This is a genomic window from Aquipuribacter sp. SD81, assembly GCF_037153975.1.
Taxonomy (GTDB): domain Bacteria; phylum Actinomycetota; class Actinomycetes; order Actinomycetales; family JBBAYJ01; genus Aquipuribacter.
Map to the genome: position 1 here is coordinate 94,503 of NZ_JBBAYJ010000010.1, position 15,916 is coordinate 110,418.

The 15,916-nt window shown below is 75.8% G+C and carries 20 protein-coding genes; 9 read left to right on the forward strand and 11 right to left on the reverse strand.

Annotation, left to right across the window (positions count from 1 at the left end):
- Positions 1-42 precede the first annotated feature (42 nt).
- From WAA21_RS07960 to WAA21_RS07970, 3 genes are all read right to left on the reverse strand, one after another.
- Positions 43-738: an NADPH-dependent F420 reductase gene (locus WAA21_RS07960; RefSeq protein ID WP_336922245.1), complete on the reverse strand. Its 696-nt coding sequence runs from the start codon at positions 736-738 to the stop codon at positions 43-45.
- 64 nt (positions 739-802) lie between these two features.
- Positions 803-1,360 (reverse strand): GNAT family N-acetyltransferase, encoded by a 558-nt coding sequence (locus tag WAA21_RS07965; RefSeq protein WP_336922246.1) that lies wholly within the window; start codon positions 1,358-1,360, stop codon positions 803-805.
- Positions 1,357-2,595: an MFS transporter gene (locus tag WAA21_RS07970; protein ID WP_336922247.1), complete on the reverse strand. Its 1,239-nt coding sequence runs from the start codon at positions 2,593-2,595 to the stop codon at positions 1,357-1,359. Before WAA21_RS07970 ends, WAA21_RS07965 begins: the two co-directional genes overlap by 4 nt.
- A 78-nt stretch (positions 2,596-2,673) precedes the next feature.
- On the opposite strand from WAA21_RS07970, the gene WAA21_RS07975 reads away from it, so the two are divergent.
- The 4 genes from WAA21_RS07975 to WAA21_RS07990 all read left to right on the forward strand — a co-directional run bounded on the left by WAA21_RS07975 (position 2,674) and on the right by WAA21_RS07990 (position 5,433).
- On the forward strand, positions 2,674-2,961 hold the full coding sequence (locus WAA21_RS07975; RefSeq protein WP_336922248.1) for a hypothetical protein: 288 nt from the start codon (positions 2,674-2,676) through the stop codon (positions 2,959-2,961).
- Complete coding sequence (locus WAA21_RS07980; RefSeq protein WP_336922249.1) at positions 2,958-3,569, forward strand: hypothetical protein; 612 nt, start codon at positions 2,958-2,960, stop codon at positions 3,567-3,569. The genes WAA21_RS07975 and WAA21_RS07980 overlap by 4 nt, the downstream gene beginning before the upstream one ends.
- Positions 3,570-3,688: 119 nt before the next feature.
- Positions 3,689-4,540: a hypothetical protein gene (locus WAA21_RS07985; RefSeq protein WP_336922250.1), complete on the forward strand. Its 852-nt coding sequence runs from the start codon at positions 3,689-3,691 to the stop codon at positions 4,538-4,540.
- Positions 4,541-4,761: 221 nt separating this feature from the next.
- Entirely contained in the window at positions 4,762-5,433 is a 672-nt protein-coding gene (locus WAA21_RS07990) for a L,D-transpeptidase (protein ID WP_336922251.1), read from the forward strand.
- 24 nt (positions 5,434-5,457) lie between these two features.
- Here WAA21_RS07990 and ligD read toward each other — a convergent pair whose 3' ends face one another.
- Positions 5,458-6,360 (reverse strand): non-homologous end-joining DNA ligase, encoded by a 903-nt coding sequence (gene ligD, locus WAA21_RS07995; RefSeq protein WP_336922252.1) that lies wholly within the window; start codon positions 6,358-6,360, stop codon positions 5,458-5,460.
- The gene (locus tag WAA21_RS08000) at positions 6,357-7,322 is read right to left on the reverse strand and encodes an ATP dependent DNA ligase (protein WP_336922253.1); all 966 of its coding nucleotides are present in this window, start codon (positions 7,320-7,322) and stop codon (positions 6,357-6,359) included. The genes ligD and WAA21_RS08000 overlap by 4 nt, the downstream gene beginning before the upstream one ends.
- A 37-nt stretch (positions 7,323-7,359) precedes the next feature.
- Between WAA21_RS08000 and ku the strand changes: the two genes are divergently transcribed.
- Positions 7,360-8,511 (forward strand): non-homologous end joining protein Ku, encoded by a 1,152-nt coding sequence (ku, locus tag WAA21_RS08005; RefSeq protein WP_336922254.1) that lies wholly within the window; start codon positions 7,360-7,362, stop codon positions 8,509-8,511.
- A gap of 126 nt (positions 8,512-8,637) precedes the next feature.
- Here the strand turns inward: ku and WAA21_RS08010 are convergent, their stop codons facing one another.
- Positions 8,638-8,856 carry a BldC family transcriptional regulator gene (locus WAA21_RS08010; protein WP_336922255.1) on the reverse strand — a complete coding sequence of 73 codons (219 nt, stop codon included), beginning with the start codon at positions 8,854-8,856 and terminating at the stop codon, positions 8,638-8,640.
- A gap of 372 nt (positions 8,857-9,228) precedes the next feature.
- On the opposite strand from WAA21_RS08010, the gene WAA21_RS08015 reads away from it, so the two are divergent.
- Positions 9,229-9,432, forward strand: a complete 204-nt coding sequence (locus tag WAA21_RS08015; RefSeq protein WP_336922256.1) for a DUF3073 domain-containing protein — start codon at positions 9,229-9,231, stop codon at positions 9,430-9,432.
- A 57-nt stretch (positions 9,433-9,489) separates the two neighbouring features.
- On the opposite strand, the gene purM is transcribed toward WAA21_RS08015, so the two are convergent.
- Positions 9,490-10,656: a phosphoribosylformylglycinamidine cyclo-ligase gene (purM, locus tag WAA21_RS08020; RefSeq protein ID WP_336922257.1), complete on the reverse strand. Its 1,167-nt coding sequence runs from the start codon at positions 10,654-10,656 to the stop codon at positions 9,490-9,492.
- Complete coding sequence (gene purF / locus WAA21_RS08025; RefSeq protein ID WP_336922258.1) at positions 10,653-12,209, reverse strand: amidophosphoribosyltransferase; 1,557 nt, start codon at positions 12,207-12,209, stop codon at positions 10,653-10,655. Before purF ends, purM begins: the two co-directional genes overlap by 4 nt.
- Positions 12,210-12,265: 56 nt before the next feature.
- Between purF and WAA21_RS08030 the strand changes: the two genes are divergently transcribed.
- A complete protein-coding gene (locus WAA21_RS08030) occupies positions 12,266-12,928 on the forward strand; it encodes a hypothetical protein (RefSeq protein ID WP_336922259.1) in 663 nt (220 codons plus the stop codon).
- A 72-nt stretch (positions 12,929-13,000) separates the two neighbouring features.
- On the opposite strand, the gene WAA21_RS08035 is transcribed toward WAA21_RS08030, so the two are convergent.
- The 3 genes from WAA21_RS08035 to WAA21_RS08045 are packed head-to-tail and all read right to left on the reverse strand — an operon-like array spanning position 13,001 to position 15,119.
- A complete protein-coding gene (locus WAA21_RS08035) occupies positions 13,001-14,170 on the reverse strand; it encodes a zinc-dependent alcohol dehydrogenase (protein WP_336922260.1) in 1,170 nt (389 codons plus the stop codon).
- The gene (locus WAA21_RS08040) at positions 14,167-14,826 is read right to left on the reverse strand and encodes a hypothetical protein (RefSeq protein WP_336922261.1); all 660 of its coding nucleotides are present in this window, start codon (positions 14,824-14,826) and stop codon (positions 14,167-14,169) included. The genes WAA21_RS08035 and WAA21_RS08040 overlap by 4 nt, the downstream gene beginning before the upstream one ends.
- Positions 14,827-14,864: 38 nt before the next feature.
- Positions 14,865-15,119, reverse strand: coding sequence for a hypothetical protein (locus tag WAA21_RS08045; protein ID WP_336922262.1), 255 nt, complete (start codon positions 15,117-15,119; stop codon positions 14,865-14,867).
- A 60-nt stretch (positions 15,120-15,179) separates the two neighbouring features.
- Between WAA21_RS08045 and WAA21_RS08050 the strand changes: the two genes are divergently transcribed.
- Together WAA21_RS08050 and WAA21_RS17940 are read left to right on the forward strand one after the other, a co-directional pair.
- Entirely contained in the window at positions 15,180-15,536 is a 357-nt protein-coding gene (locus tag WAA21_RS08050) for a sterol carrier family protein (RefSeq protein ID WP_336922263.1), read from the forward strand.
- A gap of 10 nt (positions 15,537-15,546) precedes the next feature.
- Positions 15,547-15,846: a hypothetical protein gene (locus WAA21_RS17940; protein WP_442893248.1), complete on the forward strand. Its 300-nt coding sequence runs from the start codon at positions 15,547-15,549 to the stop codon at positions 15,844-15,846.
- The last annotated feature ends 70 nt before the right edge of the window (positions 15,847-15,916 follow it).

Genomic DNA, 15,916 nt, shown 5'->3' on the forward strand with positions numbered 1-15,916 from the left:
GGTCTGCCGCCGCCTCCTTCGTACGGGCCGCCGACGGCCAGGTCAGCCGTCGGTGTCGCGGTAGCGGCGCGAGCGTGCCGCCGCCGCCGCGAGCTCGTCGGCCGACACGGGCGCGGGGCCCTTCGACCAGTCCTGCGGGTCGGCCGCGTAGACGACGGCATACGCGGCGGTGTCGCGCTGGGTGCGCCAGCCCTCCGCGAGCGGCCCGAGGTCGTAGGTGTCGTAGCCGATCTCGTCGAGCAGGCGCGTGACCGTGTGCTTCGCCTCCTCGTCGTCGCCGGCGATCGCGAGCGCGCTGCGCTCGGGGTCGCCGCTCGGGCGTGCGAGGGCGCGGAGGTGCTCGAAGTAGATGTTGTTGAACACCTTCACCACGCGGGAGCCGGGCAGGTGCGTCTGCAGCAGCTCCGACGTCGTCGTGGACTCGTCGTCGAGCTCGGCGACCCGGCCGTCGCGCTCCGGGTAGTAGTTCATGGTGTCGAGCACGACCTTGCCCTCGAGAGCGTCGGCGGGCACGTCGCGGTAGGCCTTGAGCGGGATCGTGACGACGACCACGTCCCCGTCGACCGCCGCCTCCTCGGTGGTGCCCGCGCGCGCGTGGTCGCCCAGCTCGGTCACCAGGTCGACGAGCGTCTCCGGTCCCCGGCTGTTGCTCATGACCACGTCGTGGCCCGCCGCGACCGCGAGCCGCGCGACGGTGCTGCCGATGTTGCCGCTGCCGATGAAGCCCCACGTCGTCATGCCGGTGCGAACGCACGCGGCCGCGAGGCATTCCGGCCCGCGCACGACGGCCGGGCGGGGGCCGTCAGGGCCGCGGGAGGCGGTAGACGTGGTGGAGGGGGTCGTCGACCGGGTTGTCCGGCTCGATCTCGACCTCGGCGACCCGGGGCAGCCCGGCGCGCTCCACCGCCCGCCACGACGCGACGTTCGCCGCGACGACGGCGACGACCACGTCGCTCGCGGTCGGCAGCTCGCGCCACGTCCGCTCGACGACGTGGCGGATCACGCGCGTGCCGAGGCCCCGGCCCCGCAGGGCGGCCTCCCCTAGGAGGTAGTCGATCTCCACGGCGCCGAGGGGCACGTCGAACGCGCGGGAGAAGACCTCGACCTCCTCCGGGTAGTCGTGGACGAAGGCGCGCTGCACGAGCCCGACCGGCTCGCCGTCGAGCAGCACGACCCAGTCCTCGCCGGGCTCCTCACCCCGCATGCCCGGGCCGAAGTCCCGCTCGACGGCCGCCGGGGACGGGTCGTGGTTCCACCACCGCCGCACCTCGGGGTCGGCGAGCCAGCGGCCGAGCAGCGGCAGGTCGGTGGCCGCGAGCCGGCGCAGCGTGATGTCGCCGTCCACCGGGTCGGGGCTCACACGCGGCCGCCCGCCGGCACGAGCGGGCGCCCGGAGCGGCGCCCGAGGGTGCCGAGGGGGGCCGCGGCGGCCACGAGCAGCGCGCACAGCAGCAGCGCGGCGGGCACGCCGAGGCTCCGGCCGTCGGAGAGGTCCCACGCCGCGACGGCACCGACCGCCGCGGCGCCGACGGCCGTCCCGCCGTCGAACGACAGGTTCCACACCGCGCTCGCCGTGGGCGTGTCCTCGCCGTCGACGCGGGCGAAGGCCGCGACCAGCGTGAGGTTCTGCACGGCGCCGTAGCCGACCCCGGCGACGGTCGCGGCCACGAGGACGGCCGCGGTCCCCCACCCGTCCGGCGCCAGCAGGCCGCCCGCCACGCCCGCGAGGCCGAGGGCCCCGACGACGGCCGCGGCCGGCAGCAGCCGCCGGGTCCCGAGCCGGTCCGCGAGCAGGCCCGCGCGGTAGCGCGCGAGCGCGGTGGTCGCACCGAACAGCAGCAGGGCCGCGGGTGCGAGCAGCCCGGCCGGACGGTCGATGGGCAGGAACGTCACGAGCCCGGACCCGGCGAGGGTCACCACGAGGAGCACGGCCGAGGGGGCGAGCACGGCCAGTACCGCGCGGCCGTGGCGCGCGAGGCCGCCGAGCCCCGACACCTCCGGCGCGGCCGTCGCGCGCTCGTCGCGGGCCATCCGCAGCGCCCACGGGACGCCGACGAGCGGTGTCGCGGCGAGCAGGGCGACGGGCCAGAACGCGACGTTCTGCGCGAGGGCCACCGCGCCCGGCACCACGACCAGCGAACCGAGGCCGACCGCGAGGCCGTACAGGCCGGCGGCCTCCCCGTGCCGCCCCCGCGGCGACAGCGTCCACGTGAGCGTCGACCCGACGACGGTGAGCGCGGCGAAGCCCGTGCCCCGGACCGCGCTGAGGGCGACGAGGGGCACGAGGTCCGCCGTGAGGGCGAGGAACGGCGCGGGGGCGCCGAGGGCGACCAGGCCGGCCGCGAGGGTGCGGCCGCTGCCGAGCCGCCGCACGAGCGCCGGGACGAGCGTCTGCGTGAGGACGGTCGCGGTGAGCATCGCGGTCGTCACGAGACCGGCCTGCCCGAGGGTCGCCCCTCCCTGCGCGGCCCACCACGGCAGCGCCGACAGCGTGGCCGCGTAGCCGACCATGCCGGCGAGGGTGACGGCCACGAGCCGCCGGATCCCCGGCAGCCGCCACAGGGAGCCGCCGGTCGCCCTCCGAGCCGCCGCCACCGGCGAAGCGTACGAGCCGCGTCACGGACCGGGCCGCCGCGTCACCTCTCACGGTGGACGGCACGGAGGGGAGGGGCGATGGCGGACATCTGCATCGACACGGAGGGGCTGCGCGACACCGGGCGCGCGCTGCGGCAGGCGGCGCTGGACCTGGACGGCGCCCGCTCGCACAGCCTGCTCGCGGCCCAGCGCGTCGGGCAGCCGGTCCTCGCGGCCGCGGTGGAGGAGCTGAGCAGCAGCTGGGACGACCGCCGGGCCCGCATCGTCGAGGACATCGCCTTCCTCGCCGACGCCGCCACCACCGCCGGCGACACGTACGAGGTCATCGACACCGAGCTCGCCGCGGCCCTGCGGGGGCAGCGGTGAGGCAGGGTGCCGCAGCCACCGGCGCCGCCGCAGCCGAGCGGCGCGGCACCTCCTCCCCTGCCGTCGGGCTGACCCTGCCCGAGGACTGGGTGGCCGTGCCGCTGGAGCCGCGGAGCAGCCGTCGGCGCGCCGTCCGCGACCTCGCCCGCCGGGCGGAGGGCGGCGGCGACGCCGCCGCCCTGCTGCGGGTCAGGCTGCGGGCGCGGCTGGAGGCGCTGGCCGACGACGCCGCCGCCCACGGCGCCCAGCAGCTCGTCCTGTCGCTCGCCCGCACGCCGGAGGGCGCGGCGCTGCCCGCGTCCCTCGTCGTCGTGCTCGTCGCCTCCTCGCTCCCGCAGCACGCCGCGGGCGCGGTCCCGGTCGGGGCGGAGCTGTCCCCGCCGGGGCGCTCGGGCTGGTGGCGGGCCCGCCGCGTGCACGAGCCGGCCCGGCCGGGCCCGGCCGCGGACGAGCGGCACGGCACCCTGGCGGTCGACTACTGGGTCGGTCACCGCGACGACGGGCACGTGGCCGTGCTGTCGTTCAGCAGCCCGCTGCCCGGCCTGCGGGACGTGCTCCTCCCCCTGTTCGACGCGGTCGCGGCGTCCGCGCGCTGGCCCCGCGGGTGAGTCGTCGCGGCGACGGCACGTCGTGCCCTCCGCGTGTGTTACACATCGGCTGCCGCGCGTCGTCGCGGCGGGGGGCTCTCGTGACCGGGTCCGCCCCCGTCGACCGCACAGCAGATCGGATGCCGCTGACGATGTCCCGCCCCCGACCCCTCCACGCCCTCGTCGCCTCGACGGCGGCGACCGCGCTCGCCGTCGTCGGCGTGCTCACCGGCACGGCGCCCGTCAGCGCCTCCTCCTCCGCGCTCGCGGCCGCCGACCACCAGTCGGAGCAGTGCCTCGACGCCCTCGAGGCGTTCGAGGCCGAGTTCGGCGACATCGACTTCGACGAGCTGGACGACGCCGACGAGCTCGTGGACGACCTGCTCGACGAGTACTTCGCGGTGACCGAGGACCTGTTCCTCGAGCTCGAGGAGCTGTACGCGCGCGCCGTCGACCTCGGCGCCGACGAGGACGCCGAGACGATCCGCGAGGCGCTGGCCGGTCCCCTGGCCGACGCGGAGGACGCCCGCGACACCGCCGAGAGGGACGTCGCGGACGCCACCGCGGCGCTGGCGTTCGCGCAGGAGGCCTACGACGCCGGCGCCGCCGAGGACCCGCCGCTGTCGGACGAGGACCTCGCCGCGCTGGAGCTGGCGCGCGACGGGGCCCAGCAGGCCCTCAGGGCCGCCGAGGCGGTGCGCGACGACAAGCAGGCGATCGTCGACGAGATCGACGGCATCTCGACCCGCGCGGACGAGGTCGAGGCCGAGCTCGAGCGCATCTTCGTCGAGGACTTCGAGCCGCTGCTCGACGAGCTGCTCGGCGGTGTCGACGAGGTCGACCTGGACCGCTTCCTCGAGCTCGTCACGCTCGTCCTCACCACGTGCGACATCGCGGGCGAGGCCGACGACGACACCGACGACCACGCCACCGACGGCGGGGCCGCCCCCGTCGCGACGCCGGTCAAGGCGCGCGCGTCCTTCACCGGCTGACCGGAGGTCCTCGCATCACCGCTCGTCCCACCCGGGCGGGGGCCCTGCCCCGCCCGTCGGCCGCCGTCCTGGCCGTCGCCCTCGCCGCCGTCCTGGCGGCCTGCGGCGACGGCGGGGCGGCGTCGCCGTCCCCTGCCGCCGCCCCGCCGCCGGTCGCGGTCCCCTCGCCCGCCGCGACGGCCGCGGCGCCGTCGCCGGCCTCCAGCGACGAGGCCTCGTCGGTGCTCGAGCGGGCGCGGGCCGCCCGCGAGGCCCGGGAGGCGCGCGCCGCGGAGCAGGCGCACGACCCCGACGACGGCTGGGCGCTCACCGCGAGCGTGCCCGAGGTCGTGGTGCGCGACGCGCCGGACGGCGACGAGACGCACCGCCTGGCGAACCCGAACACGACCGGCGCGCCCCTCACCTTCCTGCTCGCCGCGGACGGTGCCGCGACGGGCGAGCCCGGCTGGTACGAGGTCCACCTGCCCGTCCGGCCCAACGGCAGCACCGGCTGGGTCGCCGCCGCCGACGTCGACCTCGCGCGGGTGCCGTACCGGCTCGTGATGGACGTGCAGGGCAACGAGCTCACGCTCCTGGAGGACGGCATGGCCGTGCGGGTCATGCCGGCGGCGAGCGGGACGGGCGACACCCCGACCCCGACGGGGCTGTTCTTCCTCACCGAGCTGCTCGTGCCGACCAACGCCGGCTACGGCCCGTACGCGTACGGGCTGTCGGCGTACTCGGAGGTGCTGACGAGCTTCGGCGGGGGACCGGGGCAGATCGGCCTGCACGGCACGGACGACGCCGGCAGCGTCGGACGGGCCGTGAGCCACGGCTGCATCCGGCTGTCCGACGACGACATCACGTTCCTCGCCGAGACGCTGCCGCTGGGCACCCCGATCGAGATCGCCTGACGCCGGGCGAGCCGCTCCTCGCGCTCAGCGCACGTCGCCCATGAGGTCGCCGAGCTCCTCGACGCGGTCCAGCACCTCCCACGGCGACAGCTGGACCATGCCGTCGCCGACCTCGTCCCACGCGCGCGGCGCCGCGACCCGCGGCAGGTCTCGGCCCCGCAGCGAGTACGGCGTGACGGTCGTCTTCGCCAGGTGGTTCTGGCTCCAGTCGACCAGCACCTTGCCGCTCCGCAGCGTCTTCCTCATGTCGCTGACGACGAGCCGCCGGTGGTCCCGCGCCAGCTGCTCCGCCAGCGCCTTCGCGTAGTCCCGCGTGCTGCCGTGCGTCCGCTGCAGCCGGGCCGGCCACGCGGCGTACAGCTGCATGCCCTTGCTGCCGGACGTGACGGGGACGGTGTCGAGGCCGTCGTCGCCGAGCCGCTCCGCGACGAGGTGCGCGACCGCCGCGCACTCGTCGAGCCCCGCGCCCGTGCCGGGGTCGAGGTCGACGACGAGGCGGTCGACGCCCTTGTACGCGCCGCGACGGCCGACCCGCCACTGCGGGGTGTGCAGCTCCAGCGCCGACAGGTTCGCCAGCCACACCAGGCCCGCGACGTCGTCGACGAACGGGAACTCGATGCGCGCGGAGCCCTCGTCCTCCGGCTCGGCGGCGACGGTCTGCCGCCGGACCCACGACGGCGCCCCGCCCGGCACGTTCTTCTCGAAGAACGTCGCCCCCGGACCGGTCGCCCCCACCCCCTGGGGGAAGCGCTTGCGGCTGAGCGGGCGGTCCGCCAGCTGCGGCAGCAGGACGTGGGCGATCCGCGCGTAGTAGTCGACGACCTGGGCCTTCGTCGTCCCGGTCTCGGGGTAGATGACCCGGTCGAGGTGGGTGAGGCGGACCGACCGCCCGCCCACGTCGACCAGCTGTGCCTCTCCGGGGCTCACGCGTCCTCCCAGGGGTCGGGCTCGGCGTCCTCGCGCAGACCGAGGACGACGGGGTGGCGCAGGCGCCCGCCGCCCGTCCGCTCGCGGTAGGCGACCTCCACGCGCACCCTCGCCTCGCACCAGCGCGCCCCGCGACGGTCCACGGCGGGGACGGCGTCGGCGAAGGGCGAGGTGCCGCGGTCGCCCGCGTCGGCGATCCGGCTGCCCACCGCGTGGGCGAGCGCCGCGCCGAGCCCGCTGCCCGCGCGGCCGAGGAACCGCAGGTCGCCGTGGGCGTCCGGCGCGCCCACGAGCAGGGAACCGGGTGGGGGCCCGGGGCGGCCCTCGACGGGGCGCCAGCCGCCCACCAGCACGGTGCGCCGGCGCCGGTGGGCGTGCTTGCGCCAGTCGCCGGAACGGGTGCCCGCGCGGTACGGCGAGGCGAGCCGCTTGACGACGACCCCCTCGACGCCCTGCTGCTCGGTGGCCACGAGCAGCGCGTCGACGTCGTCGAAGAGCTCGGAGCGCGCCGCGCACGCGGGCAGCGGGAGGCCGGCGAGGCGTTCCCGCCGAGCCGTGAGGGGCTCGGCGGTGACGTCCGCCGTGCCGTGGCGCAGGACGTCGAAGACCACGACGCGGACGACCGCCGCCGGGTCGCCCGAGGCGAGGGCGGAGAAGTCGGGCCGGCCGTCGAGCAGGCTCACCACCTCACCGTCGAGGACCGAGCCGTCGGCCACGAGGTCGGCGAGCGGGGCGACCTGCGGGAAGCGCGCGGTCAGGTCCTGCCCGGTGCGCGACAGCAGCCTCAGGCCCGGCCGTCGCGACCGCTCCGGCGCCGGCCCCAGCAGCACGCGGTAGCCGTCCCACTTGACCTCGGCCCCCCAGCCCTCGCCGCGGGGCAGGTCGGCCGCGGTGGCCGCCTGGGGCAGCATCGGCCGCAGGGAGCCGTCCTCCCAGCCCTGCGCGCCGCGTCTCGTGGCCACGGGCAGCACTGTGGTGCAACAGTTGACCATGCGCGCGATGTGGAAGGGCGCCGTCGCCTTCGGCCTGGTCAACGTGCCGGTCAAGCTCTACACGGCCACGAGCCAGCACGACGTGTCCCTGCACATGGTCCACGCGGAGGACGGCGGACGGATCCGCTACCGCAAGACGTGCTCGGTGTGCGGGGAGGAGGTCCCCTCCGACGAGATCGCCCGGGCGGCCACGACCGAGGACGGCCAGATGGTCGTCGTGGACGAGGAGGACCTCGACACGCTGCCCGTCTCGAGCTCGCACGAGATCGAGGTGCAGGAGTTCGTCCCGGCCGAGCAGGTCGACCCGATCATGTTCGACCGCACGTACTACCTCGAGCCGGAGGGACGCGCCGCCAAGCCGTACGCGCTGCTGCGGGAGGCGCTGCGCGACACCGACCGGATGGCCGTCGTGACGATCACCATCCGGCGGCGGGAGTCGATGGCGGTGCTGCGCGTGCGCGACGACGTCATCGTGCTGCAGACGCTGCTGTGGCCCGACGAGGTCCGCGAGGCCGACTTCGACATCCTGTCCGCCGACGTCGAGGTCCGTCCCCAGGAGCTGCAGATGGCGGCCTCCCTCGTGGAGTCGATGGCCGCCGACTTCGACCCCGAGCAGTTCAGCGACTCCTACACCGAGGCGCTGCGCGAGCTCATCGCCGCGAAGGCCGAGGGCGGGGAGGGCGTCCACGCCCCGGTCGAGCGCGTCTCGGACGACCAGGACGCGCAGATCGTCGACCTGATGGCGGCGCTGCGGGAGAGCGTGGAGCGGACGTCGGCCGCGCGCGGCACCGGCGGGCGGACGCAGCCGGGCGAGGCGCCGGCGGGACGCGCGCCGGCCGCGAGGGCGACCCCGAGGAAGGCCGCGTCGGCGGGGGAGAAGACGTCCACGAGGTCGAGGAAGAGCGCGGCCACGAAGCCGACCCCGACGGCGACCGCCGCGAGGAAGACGACCGCGAAGAAGGCGACCGCCGCGAAGGCGTCCGCTGAGAAGACCGCCACGAAGGCGGCCACCGAGAAGACCGCCGCGAAGAAGACCGCCGCGAAGAAGACGGCCGCGAAGAAGACCGCCGCGAAGAAGACGGCCGGCACGACGACCGCCGCCAAGAAGACGGCCGCCACCAGGAAGACCGCCGCCCGCAGGACGGCCCGGTCCGCCTGACGGGCGCGTCCGCGCGCCCACGGCGCCCGGCACCACGGCGGTGAGGACGCCCACCCCGTCCGTCCCCACCGCAGCGCGGTCCGCGGCCTGATCGGCCGCCCGTCGCTCCCCCGAGCCGACGTCGCCTCAGGCCTCGGGCGACTCCGCACGCTGACCGGGGATGCCCGCACGCAGTCGCGCGACCTCGGAGGCGCGGTAGCGGCGGTGCCCGCCGAGCGTCCGGATGCTCGACAGCTTTCCTGCCTTGGCCCAGCGCGTCACGGTCTTCGGGTCGACCCGGAACATGGCGGCGACCTCGGCCGGCGTCAGGAGCTCTTCGTCCTCGGTGGAGCGGGTGTTCGTCATGACGTTCCTCTCAGGGCAGGAAGGTCCGGCAAGGGGGGAGATGTCGGACACAGGTGGATCGGTAGAAAGTGTCATCGCCTCGACCCCCGCACCGCCAGACCCATTCGTACGGACCTGCAGGTCCGAGCGACCGATGCGCGCATCGGTCGTTCGGAGGAGGGCGCGACGCCTCCGAAGGCCCCGCGCGAGGGCCCGCGGCGACGGCACGGGGGGTGTCCCGGGGCCTGCGGGACGCCCTCGGCCGGGTGGCTCGTACGAGATGTGGGAACACGGCCCGACCGGGTACCGTTGACCCCACGCAGACCGGATGACTACTCCGGGGGCCCCGCCGTGTGCGCCAGCCCCCCGGACCGACGTGAGGGGGTCGACGCCATGGGGCGCGGCCGTCAGAAGGCCAAGCAGACGAAGGTCGCTCGGCAGCTGAAGTACTTCAGCCCCGAGACCGACTACGACGCTCTGGCCAACGAGCTCCACCGAGACGCACCCACGAGCGCCGCGAGCAGCGGCGAGCACCGTGCGGTCGACAGTGAGGCCGAGGACGACGACTACGCGGACTGGGAGTCCTCCTACCGCTGAGCGTCAGGTCGGGCCGGCACCCTCCGAGCTGTCGGCACGACCCGTCCGCCCCCGATGTCATCCCGCCGCGGCGGGGTGCCGGCCGACGAGCCGGGCCGAGCCGCCGTCGACACCCTTGGTGCCGGCCGCGGTGGCGCGGTCCTGCAGGACGCCGTCGGGGGTGGGCACCACCTCGCCGCACACCCAGCCGGGCGTCGCCGTGCCCAGCCGGTCGAGCACCCCGTCGACCCGGTCGGCCGGGACGACCGCCACCATGCCGATGCCCTGGTTCCACGTGCGCTCGCGGTCGGCCTCGGGCACCCCGCCCGCCTCGCCGAGCACGCGCGTGACGGCGGGCGGCGTCCACGTGCCGCGGTCGACGTCGACGTGCAGCCCGGGCGGGAGCACGCGCGCGAGGTTCGCCGCGATCCCACCACCCGTCACGTGGCTGAGCGCGTGCACGGCCCCCGGGGCAGCGGCCAGCAGGTCGACGAGCGTGCCCGCGTAGACGGTGCACGGCTCGAGCAGCTCCTCGCCGATGCTGCGGCCGAGTCCTTCCGGCACGTGGTCCCACGCCCAGCCCTGCCGGGCGACGACCGCCCGGGCGAGGGAGTAGCCGTTGGCGTGCAGGCCCGAGGACGGCAGGGCGACGAGCACGTCCCCGGCCCGGACACGCGCGGGCCCGAGCAGGTCGTCGGCCTCCACGACACCCGTGGCCGCGCCCGCGAGGTCGTACTCCTCCGGGCCGAGCAGGCCGGGGTGCTCGGCGGTCTCCCCCGCCACGAGCGCGCACCCGGCGCTCTCGCACCCGCGGGCGACGCCGCGCACGAGCGCGGCGACGCGCTCGGGCACGACCCGTCCGCAGGCGATGTAGTCGCTCATGAACAGCGGCGTCGCACCGCACGCGACGAGGTCGTCGACGACCATGGCCACGAGGTCGACGCCGACGGTGTCGTGGACGTCGAGCGCCTGCGCGACGGCGACCTTGGTGCCGACACCGTCGGTCGACGTCGCCAGCAGCGGACGCCGGTAGCGGAGCAGGAGCGAGGCGTCGACCAGCCCGGCGAAGCCGCCGGCCCCGTCGACGACCGGCGCGAGCCCGGCGACCCGTGCGTGGGTCGCCCGCACGGCGTCCTTCATGAGGGTCACCGCGCGGTCGCCCGCCTCGGTGTCGACCCCGGCCGTGGCGTACGTGAGGCCGCCGCCGACCGCGTCCCCGCCGTCCGCGGGGCCGGCGTCGCTCACGGGCGCGCGAGCGCGTCGGCGGCGCCACCCGGGCTGCCGGTGCCGACGCCGTCGGCGTCGAAGGAGAACTCGCCCTGGGCCACGGTCGGCATGCCGAGGTGGACCGAGCGGGGCGGGGTGATGGGGTACTCGCCGGTGAAGCACGCGCTGCACAGCTCGTCGGCCGGACGCCCGCTGGCGGCGACCATCGCCTCCCGGCTCAGGTAGCCGAGGGAGTCCGCCCCCACGCTCGCGCAGATCTCGTGCACGCCGAGGCCCGTGGCGATGAGCTCCGCCCGGCTCGCGAAGTCGATGCCGTAGAAGCACGGCCACGTGACGGGGGCGCTGGAGATCCGCACGTGCACCTCGGCGGCGCCCGCCTCGCGCAGCATGCGCACGAGCGCCCGCTGGGTGTTGCCCCGCACGATGGAGTCGTCGACCACGACGAGCCGCTTGCCCGCGATGACCTCGCGGAGCGGGTTGAGCTTGAGGCGGATGCCGAGCTGGCGCAGCGTCTGGGACGGTGCGATGAAGGTGCGCCCGACGTAGGAGTTCTTCACCAGGCCCTGCGCGTAGGGGATGCCGGACTCCCGCGCGTACCCGATGGCGGCGGGCGTTCCGGACTCGGGCACCGGGATGACGAGGTCCGCCTCCACCGGGTGCTCCCGGGCGAGCGAGGCGCCCATCTCGACGCGCGCGGAGTGCACGACCGTCCCGGCGATGCGGGAGTCGGGGCGGGCGAGGTAGACGTACTCGAAGACGCAGCCCTTCGGCTCCGGCTCCGCGAAGCGGGTGGTGCGCAGGCCGTCGGCGTCGACCGCGACGAGCTCGCCGGGCTCGACGTCGCGCACGACGCTCGCCCCGAGGATGTCGAGCGCCGCGGTCTCGCTCGCCACGACCCAGCCGCGGTCGAGCCGGCCGAGCACGAGCGGGCGCACCCCGTGGCGGTCGCGCGCGGCGTACAGCGTGTGCTCGTCCATGAACACGAGCGAGAAGGCGCCCTCGAGCTGCCGGAGCACCTCGACCGCGGTCTGCTCCAGGCGCGCGCTCGGGTCGGCGCCGAGCAGGCTCGTGATGAGGACGGTGTCGGTCGTGTTGCCGCGCTCGAGCTCGCTGGCACCGTGGCGCAGGCCGTCGGCGCGCTGCGCGGCCTCGTGGGCGACGACCTTCTCGCGCAGCCGGTCGGAGTTCGTGAGGTTGCCGTTGTGCCCGAGGGCCACCGTGCCCCACGCCGTCGGCCCCAGCGTCGGCTGGGCGTTCTCCCACGTCGACTCCCCGGTCGTGGAGTACCGGGAGTGCCCGACGGCGATGTGGCCGCGCAGCGTCGACAGGCTCGACTCGTCGAAGACCTGGGCGACCAGCCCCATGTCCTTGTAGACGGTGATCTGCCGGCCGTTGCTGACCGCGATGCCCGCCGCCTCCTGCCCACGGTGCTGCAGGGCGTACAGACCGAAGTAGGCGAGCTTGGCCACCTCCTCCCCCGGCGCCCAGACCCCGATGACGCCGCAGGCGTCCTGGGGGCCCTTCTCGCCCGGCAGCAGGTCGTGGCTCAGACGGCCGTCTCCGCGTGGCACGGCGCCAGTCTCCCACCTCCGCGCGGCTCCGGTGTGCAGCCGTACGCTCGGTGGGCATGAGCGACGTCGCGACCCTGCCCTGGCTGGACGTGCTCGGCTGGGTCGGCTCGGCGGTGCTCATCCTGTCGCTGTCACTGTCCAACGTCGTCCGCTTCCGGGTGCTCAACCTGGTCGCGTCGGTCCTGCTCGTCGTGTTCAACGCCCTGCTCGGCATCTGGCCCATGGTCGCGATGAACGCGGCGATCGCCGTGATCAACGTGTGGCACCTCGTCCGCCTGCTGCGCACGCGCGACGACGAGCGGACCTACGAGGTCGTGCGCGTCGACCCGCGCTCGGAGTACCTCGCGCACCTGCTGCGCTGCCACGGCGACGACGTCGTGCGGCACAACCCCGGCTTCGACCTCCAGGCGGTGCTCGAGCAGGACGGACGCACGTGGGTGTTCCTCGTGCTGCGCGCCGACGAGACGGTCGGGATCGTGCTGCTGCACGAGGAGCTGCGGGACGGGCGGCCGTCCGGCGACGTCCGGGTCGAGCTCGACTACGTGACGGCCCGCTTCCGCGACCTGTCCGTCGGCCGTTTCGTCTACCGGCGCGACGGCCGCCTCGCCGGGCTCGGCATGCGGCGGCTGCTCGCGAGCCGACGCATGGACGACGACTACTTCGAGCGCGTCGGGTTCCGGCGCGACGGCGAGGAGCTCGTCCACGACGTGCGCGCGTGAGTCCCGCGCCCGGTCGGCCGCGGCGCGCGCGCACCGGTCACGCGGACGGCAGCACGCGCACGGGCAGGACCCTCAGGGCAGGAGCACGGCCCGTACGCACCCGTCCTGCTTCTCCTTGAACATCTCGTACGCCGTGGGCCCGTCCTCGAGGTCGACCACGTGGGTCGCGAGGTGCTCGGTGCGGATCTCGTCGCGGGCCATGCGCTCGAGCAGCATCGGGATGTAGCGCTGCCCGTGCATCTGCGCGCCCCGCAGGGTGAGGCCCTTGTTGACGACGGCTCCGAGGGGGAACGAGTCGGCGAGCGCGGCGAAGACGCCGAGCACGAACACCGACCCGCCCTTGCGGGTGTTGAACACGGCCTCGCGCACGGCCGTCGGCCGGTCGGTCTGCAGCCGCAGCTGCTGCTTGACCTGGTCGTAGAGGTGCTGCGGGCCGTCGGAGTGCGCCTCCATGCCGACCGCCTCGATGGCGACGTCGACGCCGCGGCCGGCCGTGCGCTCCAGCAGCTCCTCGCCGACCTCGCTCGCGCTGTAGTCGATCGTGTCGGCGCCCACGTGGTCGCGCACCTGCTGCAGCCGCTCGGGCAGCCGGTCGATGACGACGACCTGCTCGGCGCCCAGCAGCATCGCCGCGCGGGCGGCCATCTGGCCGACCGCGCCGGCGCCCCACACCGCCACGACGTCACCGGGCCCGACCTGTCCGAGGTCGGCTCCCATCCAGCCCGTCGGCGCGGCGTCGGAGGCGAAGAGCGCGCGCTCGTCGCTCACGGCCTCGGGCACGCCGAAAGCGCCGACGTCGGCGAACGGCACGCGGACGTACTCGGCGTGGGCGCCCTGGTAGCCGCCCATGATGTGGCTGTAGCCGAAGCAGCCGCCCGGCGCCTGGCCCCACAGCCGCTCGCCGAGGACGGGGTTCGGGTTGCCGTTGTCGCAGGCGGAGTACAGGCCCTTCGAGCAGTACCAGCAGCTGCCGCACGCGATGAAGGAGCTGACGACCACGCGGTCGCCGACCTGGTGGTTCCGCACGGCGGAGCCCGTCTCGACGACCTCGCCGAGGAACTCGTGGCCCAGCACGTCTCCCTGCGTCATCGCGGGGACGTACCCGCCGAGCAGGTGCAGGTCGGAGCCGCACGTGGTGGACCGGCGCACCCGGACTACGACGTCGCCGTCGTCGACGACGTGCGGGTCGGGGAGCGTCTCGACGGACAGCTCGTCGACGCCCTCCCAGCACAGGGCCCTCACAGCCGTCCCTCCTCGCGAGCGCGCTCCGTGAGGTCGATGAGCTGGGCGTTGAGCGCGGTCTCCCGCACCCCGCCCGGCCGTGCGGCCTCGACGACCGTGCCCGTCTCGATGCGGGACTTGGCCTCCCGCAGCATGGCGCGGACCTCGCCGATGTCGGTGTCGGACCAGCGGGCGCCGTCACCGGGCACCACCCTCACCTCGGTGCCCCGGTCGCCGGGCGCGGCGCTCGTGCGCACCTCGAGCCCGGCGAGCGCCCGGAGCCCGTCGAGGGCGCTGTGCGCCGCGACGGCGTCAGGGGAGGCGTGCACGGTCACGGCCAGCGGCCGGTGCTCGCTGCCGGCGCCGACCTTGGTGCCGGCCCGGTGCCGCCGTTCGGCGACCACGTGCTGGCCGCGGCGCACTGCCGTGCGCGCGAGCCGGGTCCCGACGGCGACCGCACCGGCCAGCAGGGCCGCTCGGCCGGCCTGGCTGCGCAGGTCGCGCGAGCCGCCTTCGGCCCCGTCGGCGGCGCCCGACCCCAGGCTCGGTTCCGCCCCGACCTGCGTGGCACGGTCAGCGTGGACGGTCCCCCCTCCCGCCGGGCCGGGCAGCGGTGTGACGGGCGGCCCGGGCGAGGTGGGATGCGGCTGCGGCTGTGACGGGTCCGGGTTCGTCATGGGGACCCGTTACCCGCAGCCCCGCCGCTGATGCGCCGTCAGTCCGGACGGCGGCGCAGCGGGTCCGGGCGGCCGCGGTTGAGGACGCGCTCCAGCAGGACCGCGAGCACCCCGAGGACCAGGGCACCGAGGAACGCTCCCGCGACGGCGAAGAACAGGAACGTCGACTGCCCGCCGGTCGCCTCGGCCGAGGCGCCGAGGTAGGCGACCGCGAGGGCGGCGACCGCACCGACGACCGCGCCGGTCAGGAGGAAGACGCCGTAGCGGGGGGTCCGGTAGCGCCTGTCGGTCACGTCCCGAGGCTAGCCGCGGCCGGTGGGCGACGCCGGGACTGCACCCGGCAGGATGCCGGGGTGCCGCGACGCATCACCGACGCCGACGGGCTCGCTGCCGTGCGGGCCTGGCAGGGCGGCGCCCGCGACCGTCCGACGACGGCGACCGCCGTGCGGTGGACGCTGCAGCAGCTCGCCGCCGTCGCCCCGGGCGGCAGCGTCGAGGTGCGCGTGCCGCCGTTCGGGGTGGCGCAGTGCGTCGAGGGTCTGCAGCACCGGCGCGGGACGCCCCCGAACGTCGTCGAGACGGACCCCGCGACGTGGCTCGCGCTCGTGACGGGGAGCCGGTCGTGGCCCGACGCCCTCGCCGCCGGTGAGATCTCGGCGAGCGGCCGACGGGCGCACCTCGACGGGCTGCTCCCGCTGCGCGGTGTGTGAGGCTGCGCCCGTGGCCTTCCTCCGGCTCGCCCTCTTCCCCGGCGGGACCGCCGAGCACTGGGCGGCTGTGGTGGCCGCCGTCGGGGACGTCGTCCCACCCGCTGCCCGGCGGGCCTTCGCCGCCGGCCCGGTCGAGGGCGGCTGGCAGGTCGTCCAGCTGTGGGACAGCCGCGAGGACCTCGACGCCTTCAACCGGGCGGTGTTCCTGCCCGCGCTCGCCGCCCTCGGTGAACGCGGGTTCCCCGAGCCGCCCCGGGTGAGCGACGTGGAGGCCACCGACGCCTGGGTGGGTGTGGTCCGACTCCCCTGAGGACCGGGACGGCGCGGACAGCGCCGGCACGGGAGGCGCCGTCGACGACGGGCCGCACAGGCGCACCCTC

Bases quoted from the DNA above. Each gene is read 5' to 3' on its own strand.
- WAA21_RS07985 (WP_336922250.1), top strand. From the start codon at position 3,689: ATGCCGCTGACGATGTCCCGCCCCCGACCCCTCCACGCCCTCGTCGCC.
- WAA21_RS07975 (WP_336922248.1), top strand. From the start codon at position 2,674: ATGGCGGACATCTGCATCGACACGGAGGGGCTGCGCGACACCGGGCGC.
- WAA21_RS07960 (WP_336922245.1), bottom strand. From the start codon at position 738: ATGACGACGTGGGGCTTCATCGGCAGCGGCAACATCGGCAGCACCGTC.
- WAA21_RS08015 (WP_336922256.1), top strand. From the start codon at position 9,229: ATGGGGCGCGGCCGTCAGAAGGCCAAGCAGACGAAGGTCGCTCGGCAG.
- ku (WP_336922254.1), top strand. From the start codon at position 7,360: ATGTGGAAGGGCGCCGTCGCCTTCGGCCTGGTCAACGTGCCGGTCAAG.
- WAA21_RS08030 (WP_336922259.1), top strand. From the start codon at position 12,266: ATGAGCGACGTCGCGACCCTGCCCTGGCTGGACGTGCTCGGCTGGGTC.
- WAA21_RS08040 (WP_336922261.1), bottom strand. From the start codon at position 14,826: ATGACGAACCCGGACCCGTCACAGCCGCAGCCGCATCCCACCTCGCCC.
- WAA21_RS08010 (WP_336922255.1), bottom strand. From the start codon at position 8,856: ATGACGAACACCCGCTCCACCGAGGACGAAGAGCTCCTGACGCCGGCC.